Source organism: Streptomyces sp. NBC_01306 (assembly GCF_026340465.1).
Lineage (GTDB): Bacteria > Actinomycetota > Actinomycetes > Streptomycetales > Streptomycetaceae > Streptomyces.
Map to the genome: position 1 here is coordinate 3,951,717 of NZ_JAPEPC010000001.1, position 17,463 is coordinate 3,969,179.

The following is a 17,463-nucleotide window of genomic DNA, read 5'->3' on the forward strand; positions in this document are numbered from 1 at the left end:
GGACGGGCGCTCCGGGGCACTGTTGCGTCACACTTCCCTGCCCCGTCGGCCAAAGGGTCGCGGGGCACTGGTATGGGGCCACTACCCTGGTGCAGTGACTATTCGTCTGTACGACACCAGCGCCCGGCAGATCCGCGACTTCGTCCCGCTCACCGCGGGCTGTGTCTCGATCTACCTCTGCGGCGCCACGGTGCAGGCGGCCCCGCACATCGGGCACATCAGGTCCGGGCTGAATTTCGACATCATGCGCCGCTGGTTCGCGTACCGCGGCTATGACGTCACGTTCATCCGGAACGTCACGGACATCGACGACAAGATCATCAAGAAGGCGGCGGAGCAGAACCGCCCCTGGTGGTCGATCGGCTACGAGAACGAGCGCGCGTTCAACACCGGGTACGACGTGCTCGGCTGCCTGCCGGTCACCTACGAGCCGCGTGCCACCGGTCACGTGACCGAGATGATCGAGATGATGCGCGTCCTCATCGAGCGCGGCCACGCCTACGAGGCCGACGGCAACGTCTACTTCGACGTGCGCTCGTACGACGGCTATCTCCAGCTCTCCAACCAGGACCTGGACGGGCTGCGCCAGCCCGCCGAGGACGGTGTGACCGGCAAGCGCGACCCGCGTGACTTCGCCATGTGGAAGGCCGTCAAGCCCGGCGAGCCCTCCTGGGAGACCCCGTGGGGTCCCGGCCGGCCCGGCTGGCACCTGGAGTGCTCCGCTATGGCGCACAAGTACCTGGGCCGCGCCTTCGACATCCACGGCGGCGGGATCGACCTGATCTTCCCGCACCACGAGAACGAGATCGCGCAGTCCAAGGCGTACGGCGACGACTTCGCCGCGTACTGGATGCACAACGCCTGGGTCACCATGAGCGGCGAGAAGATGTCCAAGTCGCTGGGCAACTCCGTGCTGGTCAGCGAGATGGTCAAGCAGTGGCGCCCCATCGTCCTGCGCTACTACCTGGGAACCCCGCACTACCGGTCGATGATCGAGTACAGCGAGGAGGCACTGCGGGAGGCCGAGTCGGCCTTCGCCCGTATCGAGGGATTCGTCCAGCGGGTCATCGAGAAGGCCGGCGGTCCGGTCGCCCCGGCCGCCGAGGTGCCGCTCGCCTTCGCCGAGGCGATGGACGACGACATGGGTGTGCCGCAGGCGCTCGCGATCGTGCACACCACGGTCCGCCAGGGCAACTCCGCGCTGGCCGCCGACGACAAGGAAGCCGCCGTCGCCAGACTGGCCGAGGTACGGGCGATGCTCGGTGTCCTCGGTCTCGACCCGCTCGACGAGCAGTGGGCGGGCGAGGGGGACCGCGGCGAGGACCTGCACGGGGCGGTGGACACGCTCGTCCGGCTCGTGCTCGAACAGCGGGAGGCCGCCAGGTCCCGCAAGGACTGGGCCACCGCGGACTCGATCCGCGACCAGCTCCAGCAGTCCGGCCTGGTCATCGAGGACGGGCAGAACGGTCCCCGGTGGACTCTCGGCCCGCGGTGATGCCCGCCGTGACGCCCGCGGTGAGCGCCGCGCCGCCGTTCGCGGCACACTTTCCTATACGTAGTACGTACTGAGCAGCAGAGAAACAGGTAGGTCATGGCCGGGAACAGCCAGCGCAGGAACCGCCGCACGTCCAACAAGAAGGGCGCGCAGGTCGGCAGCGGGGGCCAGCGACGCCGCGGCCTGGAGGGGAAGGGGCCGACGCCGCCCGCGTCCGAACGCAAGGGGCACAAGAAGAACCGCATCGCCGGCGCCCAGGCGCGGCAGGCCGCGGCCCGCCGCCCGGCGCCGCGCCGGGGCGGGGTCAAGGGCACGTCCGAGATGGTCGTCGGCCGCAACCCGGTCTTCGAGGCGCTGCGCGACGGCGTCCCGGCGGTGACCCTGTACGTACAGCAGTACATCGACAACGACGAGCGGGTGCGTGAGGCGCTCCAGCTCGCCGGGCAGCGCGGCAACATCAACCTGATGGAGGCCCCGCGCCCGGAGCTGGACCGGATGACGAACGGCCTGAACCACCAGGGCCTCGTCCTCCAGGTCCCGCCGTACGAGTACGCGCACCCCGAGGACCTCACATCCGCCGCGTACGACGCCAACGAGGACCCGCTGATCGTCGCCCTCGACGGGGTGACCGACCCGCGGAACCTGGGCGCGATCGTCCGTTCGGTCTCGGCGTTCGGCGGCCACGGCGTGGTCGTCCCGGAGCGCCGGGCGGCCGGGATGACGGCGGGCGCCTGGAAGTCGTCCGCGGGCACGGCCGCGCGTACGCCGGTCTCCCGGGTCACCAACCTGACGCGGGCGCTGGAGGGCTACCAGAAGGCCGGCATCACGGTCGTCGGCCTCGCGGCGGACGGCGAGCACGAGGTGCAGGACCTGGAGGCGCTGGGCGGCCCGGTCGTCATCGTCATCGGCAGCGAGGGCAAGGGCCTCGGCCGGCTCGTCGGCGAGACCTGCGACTACCGGGTGCGGATCCCGATGCCGGGCGGCGCGGAGTCGCTGAACGCGGGTGTGGCAGCGGGCATCGTCCTGTACGAGGCGGCGCGCCGCCGGGCCTGATCCGGGACCGGAAGCGGGACCGGAACCGCAAGCGGAACCGCAAGCGGGGAAGAGCCAGAACGCGGCCCGGTGCGCATCGTCCGTCACGACGGACGGTGCGCACCGGGCCGTTGTGGCTGCCGCCGCTGTTGTCGCCGCTGTTGTCCCGGGTGGGCTGCCCGGGTGGGCTGCTGTCGGGAGGGGGCTGCTGTTGCGGCTGGTGGGGGCTCCGTACCTGAGTGCAGGGGCGGTCCGCCGGGCGCTCGGCCGGGTGGCGCTTCGCCTTACGGGTAACGCCTGTTGACGGGTCGCGGACAGATCCGGAGTGTCAAGGCAGTGTCCTAAACCTGTGTCACTCGGTTAGATGAGCGTGGACACCAGAACACCCGGGTTCGACGACCTGCCCGCGCTGAGCATGGTCAAGGTGCCGTGCGATCCCGCACAGGTCGTCGTCAACCACGCCAGCTTCCGGGTGCAGCTCGCACCGAACTCGATTCTGCGGCCCGCCGGTTCGGGCCTGAAGGACACGGCAAGGATCCCCGCGGCTTCCGGCGCGGGCGGGCGGCGCCGGGCGCCTGTCGTGTGGAGTGGGAAGTCCGCCCCCGACGACACCGGGGCCATCAGACTTCTCCAGGCCGTGCGGAACTCCGGCGTCCAGGAGGTCGGTTACGCGTCCGGCCACGACGCGGGAGCCACCCAGGTCATCCCCCGTATCGACGTCGACGGCGCGGACGGCCCCCCGCGCCGCGGCCCCGGGGGAGAGGGCCCCGGCACGCAGTTGCTGCCCCGGATGCGCGGGGCCGTCGGCGCGTACGACGAGCAGGAGCGCTACTCCGGCGGCCCGTACGCGGATACCGGTGACGATGCCGACGACGCGTTCGACGACGGCCTCGGCTACGGCCCCGACGGCAGCGGAAACCGCACGGACACCGAGCGGTCCGGCTCGGACGGCGTCCGCCACGCCTACTACCCCGACCGCCGGATGAACCTCGGCGTGGTGCTGCTCCCGCTCCGCGTGTTCCTCGGGTTCATCTCGATGTACGCCGGCATGGGCAAGCTCTGCGACCCCGTCTACTTCGACGGCGGCGAACGCGGCTCCATGGTCAAGTGGCTGCACTCGCTGCATCCTTGGGCCCTGGCGAGCCCGCTCCGTGACTTCGCGCTGTCGCATCCGGTGGGCGCCGGGCTGACCATCGCGTTCCTGCAGGTCGTGGTCGGGGTGCTGACCGTACTCGGACTCTGGCAGCGGGTCGCGGGGGTCCTCGGCGCGCTGCTCTCCGCGGCGCTCGTCGTCACGGTCAGCTGGCGGACCGTCCCGGTGTACGACGCGCCGGACATCATCTACCTCGCCGCCTGGTCGCCGCTGATCATCGCGGGCGCGCCGGTCTACTCGATCGACAGCCGCCTCGCGGGCGAGGCCTGGCGCACGCTCGGTCCGCGCTCCGAACTCGCCGAGCTGCGGCGACGGGTGCTGCGGCGCGGCGCCGTCGTCGCCTCGGTGGTCGTGGGGCTGACGCTGATCATCGGCGCGGTGCTGGGCGGCGCCGTGCGCTCCGCCGAGGTCGTGACCGTACCGGGTCCGAACACCGATCCCACCAACCGGCTGCCGGGACAGCCGCTGCCGCAGGAGCCCGGCGCATCGGGCAGCCCGTCGCAGCAGCGCACGTCGCGGGCGCCCGCACCGTCCGCGAGCGGCGCCGCACATCCCTCGGCGAAGTCGTCGACGCCGGGCACGGTCCGGGAGAGCGCGACCGTCGGCTCCACGGGCCGGCACCAGCCCAGCGCGACTCAGGGCACCGGCCAGCAGCAGCCGCAGCAACAGCAGCAGCAGGCTCCGCCGCCCCCGGCAGCGACCAGCGCGGGCCCCACGGCGTCGGGCGGGACGAGCACCGGCGGGGGCAGCGCCAGTGGCGGCTCCGGTACGTCGGGCGGTGGCTCGGGAGGCAGTTCGTCCGGCGGGGGAAGCAACAAGAACCCGATCGGCGGCCTTCTCGGCTGACGGAGGCGTAAGTAAGGGGCGATCGCAAAGGCGGTCGCCCCTTACCTGTGGCTGTCTCCGTGTCTGTTCGGGCGGGCGCGGTACGGGGGATTGCCGGGCCCGGCAGCTCAGTTGGGGCTGTTGTGGCTGCCGAGCTCTTTCGCTGCCTCGGTGAGGTCCTTGGCGGTGTCGATGGCCCGCCAGTACGCACCGTGCGGAAGCGGGTAGCCGGCCAGCCTGCGCTCGCGGGCGAGCCGGGGGAACGTCGACCGCTCGTGGTCGCCGCGGTCCGGGAGAAGGGACGTGAAGCCCGCGGAGAAGACGTAGATGCCCGCGTTGATGAGGTACGGCGACGGGGGCGACTCGATGAAGTCCAGCACATGCCCGAACTGGTCCGTCTCGACCGCGCCCCACGGGATCCGGGGCCGGGCGAGAGCGAGCGTGGCGACGGCATCGCGCTCGGTGTGGAAGGCGGCCATCTCGCGCAGGGAGAAGCGCGTCCAGATGTCACCGTTCGTCGCGTACCAGGGCTGGTCGGGGTGGGGCAGATGTGCGGCGGCGTATTTGAGACCACCGCCGCGGCCGAGCGGTTCGGACTCGACGACGGTCGTGACCCGCAGGGGCAACTCGGTGGAATCCAGCCACTCCTGGAGCACTTCGGCGAGATGGCCGCAGGAGATGACGGCGTCGGTGACACCTTCGGATGCCAGCCAGGCCAGCTGATGGCCGATGATCGGCGTGCCGGTGCCCGGGATCTCGACCATCGGCTTGGGCCGGTCGTCGGTGTACGGGCGCAGCCGGGAGCCCTGGCCGCCCGCCAGAACCACGGCCTGCGTGGGCAGCGCGTGTGCGTGAGGATCAGCGGTCGTCGTCATGAGGCGCACCCTACGACCTGGTGCGCCTCATCACGTCGGTGCTCAGCCGACGTCGGTACCGGGCGGACGTCCGTACTTGACCGATTCGTACGGACCGATTCGTACGGACCGAGCCGTACCCGGGTGTGGGTGGAGTCAGTGCTGGTGCGCGACTCCGTACGCGAAGGAGGTGTCGCAGACCGGGCGGGAGAACGACTGGGCGCGCGTCGGCCCGTACCGCTCGACGGCGGCACGGCCCAGCGAGCGGGCGATCGACATGCAGTGGCTCGCCAGGGACGGCCGGCTCTCGACCTCGCGCTGGAGGTGTGTGAGCGCCTTACCCGGATCCTTCTCCTGGAGCTCGGTGAGGAGCTTGTCGCGCAGAATGTCCTGCGGGGTACGGGTCTTGGCGCGCACCGACACCTCCTTGGTGGAGGCGGTCAGCATCTGCGAGCCGTTGGAGGTGCCTGCCCACGGGACGCGGGTGACCGCGAGCGTCCCGGAGAGAACCAGGACGACGGGCAGGACGAGTGCGAGAGTTCGGCCGATTCGGCGGGCTGTGTGGGTCACGCTGTGGAGCGTAGCGGGCGGTGATGATTTGGCGACATTTAGTCACTCGTGCGGGGGATGGTTCGAGTTTGCTTTTCGAATCAGGTGTTGACGGACCGCTGTGAAATGCCCGCTCTGCCGGGGTGTTTACCGGGAACGCGCTGCGGCCCCGCACCTCCGGGTGAGGGAGGGCGGGGCCGCAGCGCGTGGGTGATCCGTCAGTCGCCGAGGAGAGTCTCAGTCGCTGAGGCGCTCGCCGGTCGAGGTCGAGAAGACGTGGATCTCGCCGGTGCGCGGGACGACGTGGAGCTTGGTGCCCTTGTCCGGGACCTTGCGGCCGTTGACACGGACCACGAGGTCCTTGTCCACGCCGTTGACCTCGGCGGAGCCGTAGACGTAACCGTCGGCGCCGAGTTCCTCGACGACGTTGACGGCGACGGCCAGACCGGCCGGGGCGTCGGCGCTGTCCTTGGCGAGCGACTTCGGGACCTCGTCGTGCTCGACGACCTCGAAGTGCTCGGGACGGACGCCGACCGTGACCGTGGTGTCGCCCTTGTCGGCCGCGGCGGCGAGCGCCTCACGGGAGACCGGGACGACGCTGTTGCCGAACTTCACACCGCCGTCGGTGATCGGGACCTCGACCAGGTTCATGGCCGGGGAGCCGATGAAGCCGGCGACGAAGAGGTTGTTGGGGCGGTCGTACATGTTGCGCGGGGAGTCGATCTGCTGGAGCAGACCGTCCTTGAGCACCACGACGCGGTCGCCCATGGTCATGGCCTCGACCTGGTCGTGGGTGACGTAGACGGTGGTGATGCCGAGGCGGCGCTGGAGCGACGCGATCTGCGTACGGGTCGAGACGCGGAGCTTGGCGTCGAGGTTCGACAGCGGCTCGTCCATGAGGAAGACCTGCGGCTCACGGACGATGGCGCGGCCCATCGCGACACGCTGGCGCTGACCACCGGAGAGCGCCTTCGGCTTGCGGTCCAGGTAGTCCGTGAGGTCGAGGATCTTCGCGGCCTCTTCGACCTTGGCGCGGATCTCGGTCTTGTTGATCCCGGCGATCTTGAGCGCGAAGCCCATGTTGTCCGCGACGGTCATGTGCGGGTACAGCGCGTAGTTCTGGAACACCATCGCGATGTCGCGGTCCTTCGGCGGAAGGTGCGTGACGTCACGCTCACCGATGCGGATCGCGCCGCCGTTGACGTCCTCAAGACCCGCGAGCATCCGCAGGGAGGTCGACTTGCCGCAGCCGGAAGGACCGACGAGGACGAGGAACTCGCCGTCCTCGACATCGATCTCCAGCGCGTCCACGGCGGGCTTGGTGGATCCGGGGTATATCCGGGTGGCCTTGTCGAACGTGACTGTTGCCATGGGTGTGCGCTCCTTCACCGGCAGGAACGTGCCGGACGATCCGAGTAAAGGTGAGTGGTGTAGTCCACACGGGTGAACTGCAACGAGACGCTACCTGGCGGTTTGCGGTCTGTCAGTAGTTCGGGGCCGGGCAAATTCCCGACGAGGTCACGCCCGCACTGCGGTTAGAATGCTCCGACACGCCTCCTTAGCTCAGCTGGCCAGAGCAACGCACTTGTAATGCGTAGGTCATCGGTTCGAATCCGATAGGGGGCTCTGTGGGACCCCAGGTCGCGTAGCCCGTGACTTGGGGTTTTTTATGTTCGGGGCGCGACGGTCCGCACGACGGGGGCGCCGTGGAAGCGCTCGCGTGAGGGAACGCGCGGAGCGTCGCCTTGATGAGCACCCGCCGAACCGGCCGATGACCTGTGCCGCCCGGCGGCGCAGTCCCTGATCCCGCACATGGCCGCAGGCCCGACCGGAGACTCCGGTCGGGCCTGCGGCATACCCTCACCACCTCAGCTGGTCAGGCGCAGCAGCCACCGGACGGGGTCGGCTCGTCGGCGTCCACGGCAGTGTCAGGCGCGGAAGCGCAGATCTGCACCAGAGTGGGCGTCGGAGCGCAGCAGCCGCCTCCGTTCGCCTGGTCGGCGGCCGGTTCGTCGAACAGTCCGGCGCCGCCGCGGACTCCCGTTCCGGGGAGGGCGAGTTCGACGCGGTCGGCGGATTCGGTGTCGCCCGCGATGGCGGCGGTGACGGAGCGGGCCTGCTCGTAGCCGGTCATCGCGAGAAAGGTGGGGGCGCGGCCGTAGGACTTCATCCCGACGAGGTAGATCCCCGTCTCGGGGTGGGACAGTTCGCGGTGGCCGTGCGGGTGGACGCTGCCGCAGGAATGCTGGTTCGGGTCGATCAGCGGGGCGAGCTCAGCGGGGGCCTGGAGACGCTCGTCCAGGGCGAGGCGGAGCCCGGACAGGCCAGGCGCCGCCCGGCTCGTTCTGGGCATCGAGGATGATGAAGTCGAGTTTCTTGCGGCGCAGGTGGTAGCCGGCGGCGAGTTCTGCCTGCCCGCCGCCGATCACCACCACGTCCACCGTGCGTGTCACGGGGCCGCCGTCACCGCGTCGGCAGCGAACTTCTTGCGCCAGGCGAGTGCGACGTAGACCAGGCCGATCAGCACGGGCACCTCGATGAGCGGGCCGACCACGCCGGAGAGGGCCTGGCCGGAGGCGACGCCGAAGGTGGCGATGGCGACCGCGATGGCCAGCTCGAAGTTGTTGCCCGCCGCGGTGAACGCCAGCGTCGCGGTGCGGTCGTAGGCCAGTCCCAGGCCCTTCCCGAGGAGGAAGGTGCCGAAGAACATGATCCCGAAGTAGACGAGCAGCGGAGCTGCGATCCGTACGACGTCCAGCGGCTGCGAGATGATCGTCTTTCCCTGGAGGGCGAAGAGGATCACGATGGTGAAGAGCAGCCCGTACAGCGCCCAGGGGCCGATCTTCGGCAGGAACTCTGTCTCGTAGCGCTCGCGGCCCATCTTCTTCTCACCGAGTGTGCGGGTGAGGAACCCGGCGAGGAGCGGGACGCCGAGGAAGATGACGACGTTCAGGGCGATCTTCCAGGGGGAGATGTCGAGGCTCTGGCCGTCGCCCAGGCCCAGCCACTTGGGGAGCAGGTCGAGGTAGAGCCAGCCGAGCAGGCCGAAGGCGATGACCTGGAAGACGGAGTTGAGGGCGACGAGGACGGCGGCCGCTTCACGGTCGCCGCAGGCCAGGTCGTTCCAGATGATGACCATGGCGATGCAGCGGGCCAGGCCGACGATGATCAGGCCGGTGCGGTACTCCGGCAGGTCCGGCAGGAAGATCCAGGCCAGCGCGAACATCACGGCCGGGCCCACGATCCAGTTGATGACCAGCGAGGACACCATGAGCTTCTTGTCGCCGGTGACCGAATCCAGCTTGTTGTAGCGGACCTTCGCCAGGACCGGGTACATCATGATCAGCAGGCCGACGGCGATAGGCAGCGAGACTCCGCCGATCTCGACCTTGGCCAGTGCGTCGTTCAGGCCGGGGATCAGGCGCCCCAGGCCCAGCCCGAGCGCCATGGCGATGAGGATCCACACGGCCAGGAAACGGTCGAGCGTGGAGAGCTTGGCGACGATCGAGCCGTCGCCGTCCCCCTGGGGCGGTGCGGTGGTGGTCGGTTCAGCGGAGGTCACGGACAGGCCCTCTTGTTCGCGACGGCAGTACGAGCAGAGGCAGCCAGGTCGGCGAACTGCTCGGACAGGCCGGCCAGGACCTCGGGGCGGAGCTTGTAGTAGACGAACCGCCCGCAGGGTTCGGTCTCCACCAAGCCGGCCTCGCGCAGCACCTTCATGTGGTTGGACAGGTTGGTCTGCTTCGCACCTGTCTCCTCGACCAGGTGTGTCATGCAGAGCGTCTCCCGCGCCAGCAGGGCCACGATCCGAAGGCGGAGCGGATCGCCCAGCACCCGGATCACATCAGGATCGACTGAAGTCAGCATGCGCTGATACTCTCACATCAGTGCCTGCTGATGCCAGCATGCGCTGATGTCAGTGGTGGCTGGTGCCATCGTGAGACGAGAGAGCCCCCATGCCTGAGACTCCTGGCAAGCCGTCCGTCCTGTTCGTCTGCGTCCACAACGCGGGTCGCTCCCAAATGGCAGCCGCCTGGCTGACCCATCTCGCGGGAGACCGCGTCGAGGTTCGCTCGGCCGGGTCCCATCCCGGCGATGCGGTGAACCCTGCTGCCGTCGAGGCGATGGCCGAGGTCGGTATCGACATCTCTGCCGAGACCCCGAAAATCCTCACCGTCGATGCGGTCAAGGAGTCGGACGTCTGTATCACGATGGGATGCGGTGACACCTGCCCCGTCTTCCCCGGCAAGCGCTACGTCGACTGGCAGCTCGAAGACCCGGCCGGACAGGGCGTCGCAGCCGTGCGCCCCATCCGCGACGAGATCAAGACGCTGGTCGAGGGATTGATCAACGAGATTTCCCCGGACGGATCGCCGCCGGTGAGCAGGTGCGGTGGCTGAGCCGCCGGAAAGCCACCGACATCGCTCTGCCCGGGAACGACTTCTGGCTGTTTGACTCCCGCGTCGTACTCGTCAACCATCTCGACGGTGAGGGCGGGAACGTGGAGCTGGAGTTGGAGCTCAGCGAAGCACCGGACTTGGCGAAGCTCTGGGAAGCGGCCTTCGAGGCCGTGTGGCAGCGTGCCACGCCGCAGGCCGCACGCCACACGCCGAGTTCCGGCTCTGGCACGGCGATCAGCACCGTCTCAGCGACATGACCTCGCCATCTTCGAGCGTCCAGGAAGCACGCAAGGCCCTTGGCCAACGCCTGCGCGACATCCGGAGCGAAGCCGGACTCACCAAGCGGGCGTTGGCCGCGCTCCTGGGCTGCGGGCGCTGCTGCGCAAGGGATACGGGCTCCTCGACTACAAGAACCGGCCGACCCCGGAGACCCCGTCCTTCGGTGTCTTCGCCAACCTCAAGGACGCGGCCTCACGCAGAGGCTTCTGGGGATCTACACCCGCCGGAACACACGGGATACCCCGTGAGCGTCGGAGACGACCAGATCGTCAAGGAACTCTCGCGCTACATCCACGGCTATCCCGCCGAGATCCGCGACCTCTGGACCGAACCCGGCAGCGAGGGCCCCTTCCTGGTCGACGTCACCAGAGCCGAGCCCGAATACGGCCCTCGCATCAAGGTCGGCTTTCGCTACCTCTTCCGTGCCTACTCGGGGGCCGTGTTCCCCACCGTGATCGAAACCGGGGCAGCCGCATGGGTACCCCTCGCCGCAATCGGCATTCTGTCCGTCCGCAACCGCCTGCAGGGCCACTTGATCGGTGCCGTAAAACGCTTTGGCCTCCTCCATGGTGAAGAGGGTCGCCTCGGTCTCATCCACGGCTGGTGGATCCACAAGGGTGGCGTCGTTTTCCACGATCATCCGGCACCGGTGTGCAATCTTCAGAGCCCGCGACAGAATGCGGTGCACCTTCAGCCGTGCATCTCCTGCGGAACGCCTTCCGCCTTGCGGCCTGCCAGGATGGGGACGAGATCGCCAAAGCCCTCAAACCCATCTACACGGCGCCGACCGAAGACACCGCCCTGGAACGGTTCGCCGCGTTCGCCGAATTCTGGGGCAAGAAATACCCGGCGATCATCAGGCCGTGGGAGAACGCTTGGGAGGAGTTCACACCGGTCCTTCGGTTCGGTACCTCCTTCGGTTCGGTACCTCCTTCGGTTCGGTACCTCCTTCGGTTCCACACCGAGATTCGCCGGATCGTCTGCACCACCAGTGAATGCGGCGGGGATGTCGTGCGCGGGCCACGCGGCTGTCGACGGGCTCAGCCGATCGTGGCAGGTTGCTTTGTCCACGATCCGTGGTTCTGGCTCAGGTTGTGTGGTCCGGGCCCTGCGAGTCACGGCTGAACTGCCGGAGGCATCTCGGGAAGTTGCCGCAAACGGGCAGTGTCAGGAGTGACTGCCCTGACAGCTCGGGCTGTGAAAGAGGACTTGCCCGGCTGGAGTTGCTGTTCCCGTCGATCACGAACATCGCGGTGATGTCGGTGGACGTGAACATCGCGATTGCGTGTTGATGTGCGGGTGCTTTGCCGCAGGTGCCTCGCGTCCGGGGTGCGGGACGTGGTCCGATCGGGTTCATGGCTCCTGCTGCGGTTCCCGCTGATGTGCCGAGCGCGGGGCAATCCGTAGTACTTGAGTTACGGATCCGTCGTGTCACTTCCCGGAACGCCGAGTGCGGACGCCGCACGTTCGTCGAGCAGATACCCGGCTCGACCCGAAGCCACTGCCGGCGGACCGGGCGACTGCGCTCGCCCCTGGCCGCGACCGGGCTCGCCCTCGCGGGCTGGGCCGCCGCCCGCCTGGCACCGTCGGCGCGCCGGTCGGCCGCCGCGCAGTCGTGCGGCTGATTTCTGACAGGGGAACGCTTGATGCATCATTTCCATATTCGGTTTCCGTTACCGGGGAACTCACTTCCGAAGAAACAATTCTGCCATTAAGAAGAAACAATTCTGCGTCAAGAAGAGACGATTCTGCATCGTCTAGGATCGTCGCGAAGGTCTGAAGCTTGGTGTTATCTGATTTCTATAACTCCTCGCGAAATGCCTGAAGAAGCCTGGACTCGCTCCAATCTTTTAAATTCCGCGACCCCTTCGATGTGTAATATGCGGGCGACATACGACGGCTTCCGGGAAACCCTGAAAGGCTCGGAAGTCGCCGCCGCTCAAACAGAAATCGGTTTCTGATGAAGCTCAGATCTACTGAGGCTCCACGACGGCGCACTGTTTCGGCCTGGCTCACGGGAACATTCACGGCGGTTGTTGCCGCCGGGATGGTGGCTGTGGCGCCGGCCCAGGCGTTCGCCACCGCCACTCCCGTGCCGCTGGGTACGGCGGACAGCTTCGCCGTGCTGGCGGGTCAATCGATCACCAACACCGGCCCTTCCGTGATCACTGGGGATATCGGGGTCAGCCCTGGAACGGCCATCAGTGGATTCCCGCCGGGAATCGTGAACGGGGCCCAGCACTCGGCGGACGCCGTCGCGCTCCAGGCCAAGTCCGACCTGGTCGCGGCGTTCAACAACGCAGCGGGTCAGGCAACGGACGCCGCGCTTCCGCCGGACGCCGGAGGGCTGACGCTGGTACCCGGCGTCTACACCGCCTCCTCGACCCTGGGCCTCACCGGGACGCTCACCCTCGACGCTCAGGGCGACCCCAACGCGGTCTGGGTCTTCCAGGTCGGCTCGGGGCTGACGACGGCGTCCGCCAGCCGCGTCGCACTCATCAACGGCGCGTCACCGTGCAACGTGTTCTGGGAGATCGGCAGTTCGGCCACGCTCGGCACCAACTCGACCTTCGTGGGCAACATCCTGGCCCTGACCTCGATCGGAGCCACCACCGGCGCCAGCATCGACGGCCGGGCGCTCGCACGTAACGGCTCGGTCACCCTGGACACCAACCGCATCACGCGGCCCGCCTGCTCCACCGGAACCACGGGCGGGACGACGACCGGGACGACGACTGGGACGACGACCGGTACCACGACGGGCGGCACTACCACTGGCACCACGGCCGGAGTGCTGGGCGGCGTACTGGGCGGAGTTCTGACCGGCGGTACGACGGGCGGCACTTCCACGGGTGGAGTGCTGGGCGGCGTGCTGGGCGGAGCCCTGACCGGCGGCACCATCGGCGGAACGGGCGGTGGCACCACCGGGAGCACCACCGGGAACATCGCAGGCAACACCTCAGGGAACGTCGCCGGTAACACCACGGGTGGCGGAAACGCCGGCAACACCACGGGTGGCGGAAACGGCGGCAACACCACGGGCGGCGGACACGGCGGCAAGCCCGGCCACGACCACGGCGGCAAGCCCGGCCATGACCATGGCGGCAAGCCCGGCCACGACCACGGCGGCTACGGCGACGACCACGGCGGCAAGCCCGGCCACGACCACGGCGGCTACGGCGACGACAACGGCGGCTACGGCAACAAGCCCGAGCAGCACGGCGGCTACGGCGACAAGCCCGAGCAGCACGGCGCCTACGAAGGCTAGTTGGCAGCGGCGGCTCGCGCGCTGCCAACTTAACGGCGCGTGGTGGGGCATCTCCTCCTGGCCCCGCCACGCGCTTCCACGAGACGCACGACAAGAAGAACAGGGCGAGCAGTGCTGGGCGGAATCGAATCAGAGCAAGGGCACATGCGAGGGCAGACCACCGGCCCGGGGCTGGTCATAGACCACACGCACGGAGAAGAGGAAGAGCAAGGCGAAATCCACAGGCCGCCCAGAGCCCAACGGGTGGTGCGGGGAACGTTGAACACCGCTGTGGTCCTCTGTCTCGTCACGGCCCTGATGCATGTCGTCATGGTGTTTCTGCACGTGGCGCCCTCGAACGTCGTCTCACAGCGCTACAGCCGACAGGTGAACGCCTGGATCTACCCCCTCTTCGAACAGAACTGGCGGCTGTTCGCCCCGGACCCGGACTCCGTCAACCGGACGATCTCCGCGCGGACCGCACACACGGCCCGGGACGGGTCGGTCCAGGTCAGTCCCTGGGTCGATCTGACCGCCATGGACGAGTCTGCCGTCAAGCACAACGTCTTTCCGAGCCACACCTCGCAGAACCTGCTGCGCCGTTCCTGGACGTCCTACGTCGAACTGCACGGTGGAGACGACAGCTCGCACTCGCCCCGGGCCGAGATGATGCGGCAGTACCTGCGCAACATCGCCGCCGACCGGATGACCGACCGGGACGGCAAAGCGTTCGAGTTCATCCAGCTCCGGGTGGTCACCCGGCCCATTGCCGCTTCAGGTACCGCGGGCAGTGACCGCCGTGCCACGTCCGCGAATGCCGAAACACGGCGTCTGCCCTGGTGGAAGGTGGCCTCCGATGTCTCCGACGGGAAATGACATGATCCGGCCCTCGGCAGCCCAGGACGGGACGACCGGCCGGCGGCTGCTCGGACGGCTGACCGATCCCGCACACGGTGCGTGGGCGCTCCTGACCGGACGCCCTCTCTCGCTCTACGCGGTGTCGGTGCTTCGAGTCGGATACGGCCTGCTCTATCTCGTCTTCCTGCTGCGCGAGTTCCCGCACCGCGACGAGATCTGGGGTCCCGATTCACCGTGGACGCCCACGCTCGCGCGGCAGCTCTTCGCCCAGACCGGGTGGGCCAGTGTGCTCACCCTGTCGGACAGCCGCGCCTACTTCGAGATCTGTTACGCGGCGGCACTCGTTGTCTGCGCCTTGTTCATGCTGGGCTGGCGGACCCGTGCCGTGTCCGTGCTCTTCGCTGCCGTCGTCACATCGTTCCACGCGAGGGCGATCTTCATGACGGACGGAGGCGACAACCTCGTCCTCCTGATGGCGCTCTACCTCGTCTTCACCGCATGCGGACGCCGCTGGTCCCTGGACGCCAGACGGGCCCGGCGCAGGCCCACCAGGAGGGAGCCCGGCCGATGGCGGTCCGACGTCGCACTACAACTACGCGAGGCACGGAAGACCTTGGTCACGGCCGTGCACAACTGTGGTCTCCTCGTGATCGCGGTCCAGGTCTGCTTCCTCTACGGCGCGGCCGGTCTGTACAAGGCACAGGGCGGAACCTGGGGTGCCGGAACCGCGCTGCACTATGTGCTGAACCTCGGGCTCTTCCAGCCATGGCCTGGGCTCTCCCACTGGGTAGACGGTCAGCAGGTCACCATCGCGGTGGCCGGCTATCTGACCGTGCTTCTCCAAGTCGCCTTCCCCTTCGTCCTCTTCGGCAAGTTGAAGTACCCGGTTCTGACCATGCTGCTTTGCATGCACATCGGTATCGCAGTACTCATGGGGCTGCCGCTGTTCTCCGGCGCGATGATCATCGCAGACGCTGCATTCCTGCCGGATCGCTTCTACGTCGCGGTGCCAGACCTGTGCCGACGGGTCTTGCGGCGGCAGAGTGCGCCGCGCACCGCGCCAGGCACGGAGGCAGGGGAAGGTGTGGTGCCCAAGCAGGCCGGCCCTGGATCCCTCGTACGCGGCCGCCCCTGAAAGCCCCTGCGTGGTCGCAGCAATCGGCTCATCCGCGACGAGGAGAAAATGCAGATGCAAGCTGTACTTGTCTATGACGGGGACTGCGGTTTCTGTGCCAACTCGGTGAAGTTCGCCGAGCGGCGTCTCCGCCCCCGTTGCGCGACCACACCGTGGCAGTTTGCAGATCTGGGGGCGCTTGGTATCACGCAGCAGCGTGCTGAATACGAAGTCTTGTGGGTGACACCGGCAGGGGCGGTGCACGGCGGATGCCAGGCAGTTGCCAAGCTGCTTCTGCATGCACACAGTGGATGGCCGTTGTTGGGAGCGTTGCTGACCCTGCCCCCTGTGCGATGGGCGGCCTGGGGGGTCTACCGGCTCGTGGCGAATAATCGTCAGCGGATGCCGGGCGGAACGTCGGCGTGTGCGCTGCCGGCCCGGCATAGGACGTATACGTAGTCGGATTCGCCTTGCCCGACTACCAGTAGGCGATGGTCAGGATGGCGGGACTCGCTTGCGGAGCAGGGAAACCGGAGCGGCCGAACACGTGACGCTTGGGGTGCACGCGTTGCCCGCGTGCGGCCGAGGTCTCTGTGCCGACCGTGCGTGAGTCCGGCGAAGGCGTGGTCCGGGTCCACGGTCACGGAAGTGGCTGCTGTGTGCGGTGGTTGGAGTACCAGAAGGTGCGCCGGTAGGCAGTGGGCGTGGTGTCGAGTGCGCGGCGGAAGTGCAGACGCAGGTTGGCGGCTGTGCCCAGCCCGCAGTCGCTCGCCACCCGGTCCACCGGGTGGTCCGTGGTTTCCAGCAGTTCCCGTGCCCGGCCGAGCCGGGCGTTGAGCAGCCACCGCAGCGGGGTCGTGCCGGTCTCTTCGGCGAACCGGCGGATGAGGGTGCGCTGCGACAGGCCGGCGTGGCGGGCGAGCGCCGGCAGTGTGAGTGGCTCTTCGAGTCGTTGCAGGGCCCATCCCCGGGTGGCGGAGAGGGAGGCTTCACCGGCCACCGCGACCGGAGCGGGTACGTACTGAGCCTGTCCGCCGTCCCGGTGCGGGGCGGCGACAAGGGCGCGGGCGATCTCGTTGGCGATCCCCGCTCCCAGGTCACGGCGCACGATGTGCAGGCAGAGGTCGATGCCGCAGCACACCCCGGCCGAGGTGAGGACGTCACCCTCGTCGACATACAGCACGTCGCGGTCGACCGTGACGGCGGGGAAGTCCCGTTCGAGTTCCTCGATGTGCTTCCAGTGGGTCGTGGCGTGCAGACCGTCCAGGAGGCCCGCCGCGGCCGGCGCGAAGGCTCCCGTACAGATCGACACCACGCGCCGACCACGGTCGCGGGCCTCGGCCAGCGCGGCGAGCACGGCGTCCGGAGGCCGGATGACCGGCTCGAATCCCGGCACGATCACGGTGTCGGCGGCGCGCACCTGCTCCAGGTCCCCACCGGCGACCAGCGCGAACCCTGCGCTGGTGGTCACCTTCGCGCCGAGCGCGCACAGGGTCATCTCGTAGGGCGTTTCCGGCCGGGCGTTGAAGATCTGCGTCGGGATCGCCAGGTCGAGCGGGGTGACCCCGTCCAGCGCCAGGACCGCGACTCGATGCACTGCCATGGCAAAATCCTATCGAAGTCAGGGATTTTTGCCACTCGCGGGGTCGGTGGGGGC

16 protein-coding genes, 1 tRNA gene and 4 pseudogenes are annotated in these 17,463 nt (G+C 68.4%); 12 read left to right on the forward strand and 9 right to left on the reverse strand.

Annotated elements, in window-relative coordinates; all coding sequences use genetic code 11:
- Positions 1 to 94 precede the first annotated feature (94 nt).
- The 3 genes from cysS to OG385_RS17355 all read left to right on the forward strand — a co-directional run bounded on the left by cysS (position 95) and on the right by OG385_RS17355 (position 4,526).
- Entirely contained in the window at positions 95 to 1,495 is a 1,401-nt protein-coding gene (cysS, locus tag OG385_RS17345; RefSeq protein ID WP_266855547.1) for a cysteine--tRNA ligase, read from the forward strand.
- A 96-nt stretch (positions 1,496 to 1,591) separates the two neighbouring features.
- Positions 1,592 to 2,548, forward strand: coding sequence for a 23S rRNA (guanosine(2251)-2'-O)-methyltransferase RlmB (rlmB, locus tag OG385_RS17350; RefSeq protein WP_266855548.1), 957 nt, complete (start codon positions 1,592 to 1,594; stop codon positions 2,546 to 2,548).
- A gap of 343 nt (positions 2,549 to 2,891) precedes the next feature.
- A complete protein-coding gene (locus OG385_RS17355) occupies positions 2,892 to 4,526 on the forward strand; it encodes a DoxX family membrane protein (protein WP_266855549.1) in 1,635 nt (544 codons plus the stop codon).
- Between the two features lie 107 nt (positions 4,527 to 4,633).
- On the opposite strand, the gene OG385_RS17360 is transcribed toward OG385_RS17355, so the two are convergent.
- The 3 genes from OG385_RS17360 to OG385_RS17370 all read right to left on the reverse strand — a co-directional run bounded on the left by OG385_RS17360 (position 4,634) and on the right by OG385_RS17370 (position 7,279).
- Positions 4,634 to 5,380: a nucleotidyltransferase family protein gene (locus tag OG385_RS17360; RefSeq protein ID WP_266855550.1), complete on the reverse strand. Its 747-nt coding sequence runs from the start codon at positions 5,378 to 5,380 to the stop codon at positions 4,634 to 4,636.
- Between the two features lie 135 nt (positions 5,381 to 5,515).
- Entirely contained in the window at positions 5,516 to 5,929 is a 414-nt protein-coding gene (locus tag OG385_RS17365) for a hypothetical protein (RefSeq protein ID WP_266855551.1), read from the reverse strand.
- A gap of 216 nt (positions 5,930 to 6,145) precedes the next feature.
- Positions 6,146 to 7,279 (reverse strand): ABC transporter ATP-binding protein, encoded by a 1,134-nt coding sequence (locus OG385_RS17370; RefSeq protein WP_266855552.1) that lies wholly within the window; start codon positions 7,277 to 7,279, stop codon positions 6,146 to 6,148.
- Positions 7,280 to 7,460: 181 nt separating this feature from the next.
- Here OG385_RS17370 and OG385_RS17375 point away from each other — a divergent pair.
- Positions 7,461 to 7,534, forward strand: a tRNA-Thr gene (locus OG385_RS17375).
- Positions 7,535 to 7,784: 250 nt separating this feature from the next.
- Here OG385_RS17375 and OG385_RS17380 read toward each other — a convergent pair.
- The 4 genes and pseudogenes from OG385_RS17380 to OG385_RS17395 form a co-directional block, all read right to left on the reverse strand.
- A pseudogene (locus OG385_RS17380) lies at positions 7,785 to 8,222 on the reverse strand (flavoprotein); the annotation flags it as partial.
- Positions 8,223 to 8,232: 10 nt separating this feature from the next.
- A pseudogene (locus OG385_RS17385) lies at positions 8,233 to 8,361 on the reverse strand (NAD(P)-binding protein); the annotation flags it as partial.
- On the reverse strand, positions 8,358 to 9,470 hold the full coding sequence (arsB, locus tag OG385_RS17390) for an ACR3 family arsenite efflux transporter (protein WP_323183786.1): 1,113 nt from the start codon (positions 9,468 to 9,470) through the stop codon (positions 8,358 to 8,360). The pseudogene OG385_RS17385 and the gene arsB, both read right to left, overlap by 4 nt.
- Positions 9,467 to 9,775, reverse strand: a complete 309-nt coding sequence (locus OG385_RS17395) for a helix-turn-helix transcriptional regulator (protein WP_266855553.1) — start codon at positions 9,773 to 9,775, stop codon at positions 9,467 to 9,469. The genes arsB and OG385_RS17395 overlap by 4 nt, the downstream gene beginning before the upstream one ends.
- A gap of 89 nt (positions 9,776 to 9,864) precedes the next feature.
- On the opposite strand from OG385_RS17395, the gene OG385_RS17400 reads away from it, so the two are divergent.
- From OG385_RS17400 to OG385_RS17410, 3 genes and pseudogenes are all read left to right on the forward strand, one after another.
- A complete protein-coding gene (locus OG385_RS17400) occupies positions 9,865 to 10,308 on the forward strand; it encodes an arsenate reductase ArsC (RefSeq protein WP_266855554.1) in 444 nt (147 codons plus the stop codon).
- A complete protein-coding gene (locus OG385_RS17405; RefSeq protein ID WP_353963167.1) occupies positions 10,296 to 10,565 on the forward strand; it encodes a DUF6879 family protein in 270 nt (89 codons plus the stop codon). Before OG385_RS17400 ends, OG385_RS17405 begins: the two co-directional genes overlap by 13 nt.
- A pseudogene (locus OG385_RS17410) lies at positions 10,562 to 10,675 on the forward strand (transcriptional regulator); the annotation flags it as partial. The gene OG385_RS17405 and the pseudogene OG385_RS17410, both read left to right, overlap by 4 nt.
- 459 nt (positions 10,676 to 11,134) lie before the next feature.
- Here the strand turns inward: OG385_RS17410 and OG385_RS17415 are convergent.
- Positions 11,135 to 11,281, reverse strand: a pseudogene (locus OG385_RS17415) (integrase); the annotation flags it as partial.
- Between the two features lie 2 nt (positions 11,282 to 11,283).
- On the opposite strand from OG385_RS17415, the gene OG385_RS17420 reads away from it, so the two are divergent.
- From OG385_RS17420 to OG385_RS17440, 5 genes are all read left to right on the forward strand, one after another.
- On the forward strand, positions 11,284 to 11,712 hold the full coding sequence (locus OG385_RS17420; protein ID WP_266855555.1) for a transposase: 429 nt from the start codon (positions 11,284 to 11,286) through the stop codon (positions 11,710 to 11,712).
- A gap of 835 nt (positions 11,713 to 12,547) precedes the next feature.
- Entirely contained in the window at positions 12,548 to 13,855 is a 1,308-nt protein-coding gene (locus OG385_RS17425) for an ice-binding family protein (protein WP_266855556.1), read from the forward strand.
- A gap of 297 nt (positions 13,856 to 14,152) precedes the next feature.
- Positions 14,153 to 14,710: a DUF5819 family protein gene (locus OG385_RS17430; protein WP_266860943.1), complete on the forward strand. Its 558-nt coding sequence runs from the start codon at positions 14,153 to 14,155 to the stop codon at positions 14,708 to 14,710.
- Positions 14,691 to 15,827 carry an HTTM domain-containing protein gene (locus OG385_RS17435; protein WP_266855557.1) on the forward strand — a complete coding sequence of 379 codons (1,137 nt, stop codon included), beginning with the start codon at positions 14,691 to 14,693 and terminating at the stop codon, positions 15,825 to 15,827. The genes OG385_RS17430 and OG385_RS17435 overlap by 20 nt, the downstream gene beginning before the upstream one ends.
- Positions 15,828 to 15,875: 48 nt before the next feature.
- The gene (locus OG385_RS17440) at positions 15,876 to 16,265 is read left to right on the forward strand and encodes a thiol-disulfide oxidoreductase DCC family protein (RefSeq protein WP_266855558.1); all 390 of its coding nucleotides are present in this window, start codon (positions 15,876 to 15,878) and stop codon (positions 16,263 to 16,265) included.
- Positions 16,266 to 16,446: 181 nt separating this feature from the next.
- Here the strand turns inward: OG385_RS17440 and OG385_RS17445 are convergent, their stop codons facing one another.
- Positions 16,447 to 17,409 (reverse strand): GlxA family transcriptional regulator, encoded by a 963-nt coding sequence (locus tag OG385_RS17445; RefSeq protein WP_266855559.1) that lies wholly within the window; start codon positions 17,407 to 17,409, stop codon positions 16,447 to 16,449.
- Positions 17,410 to 17,463: the final 54 nt, after the last annotated feature.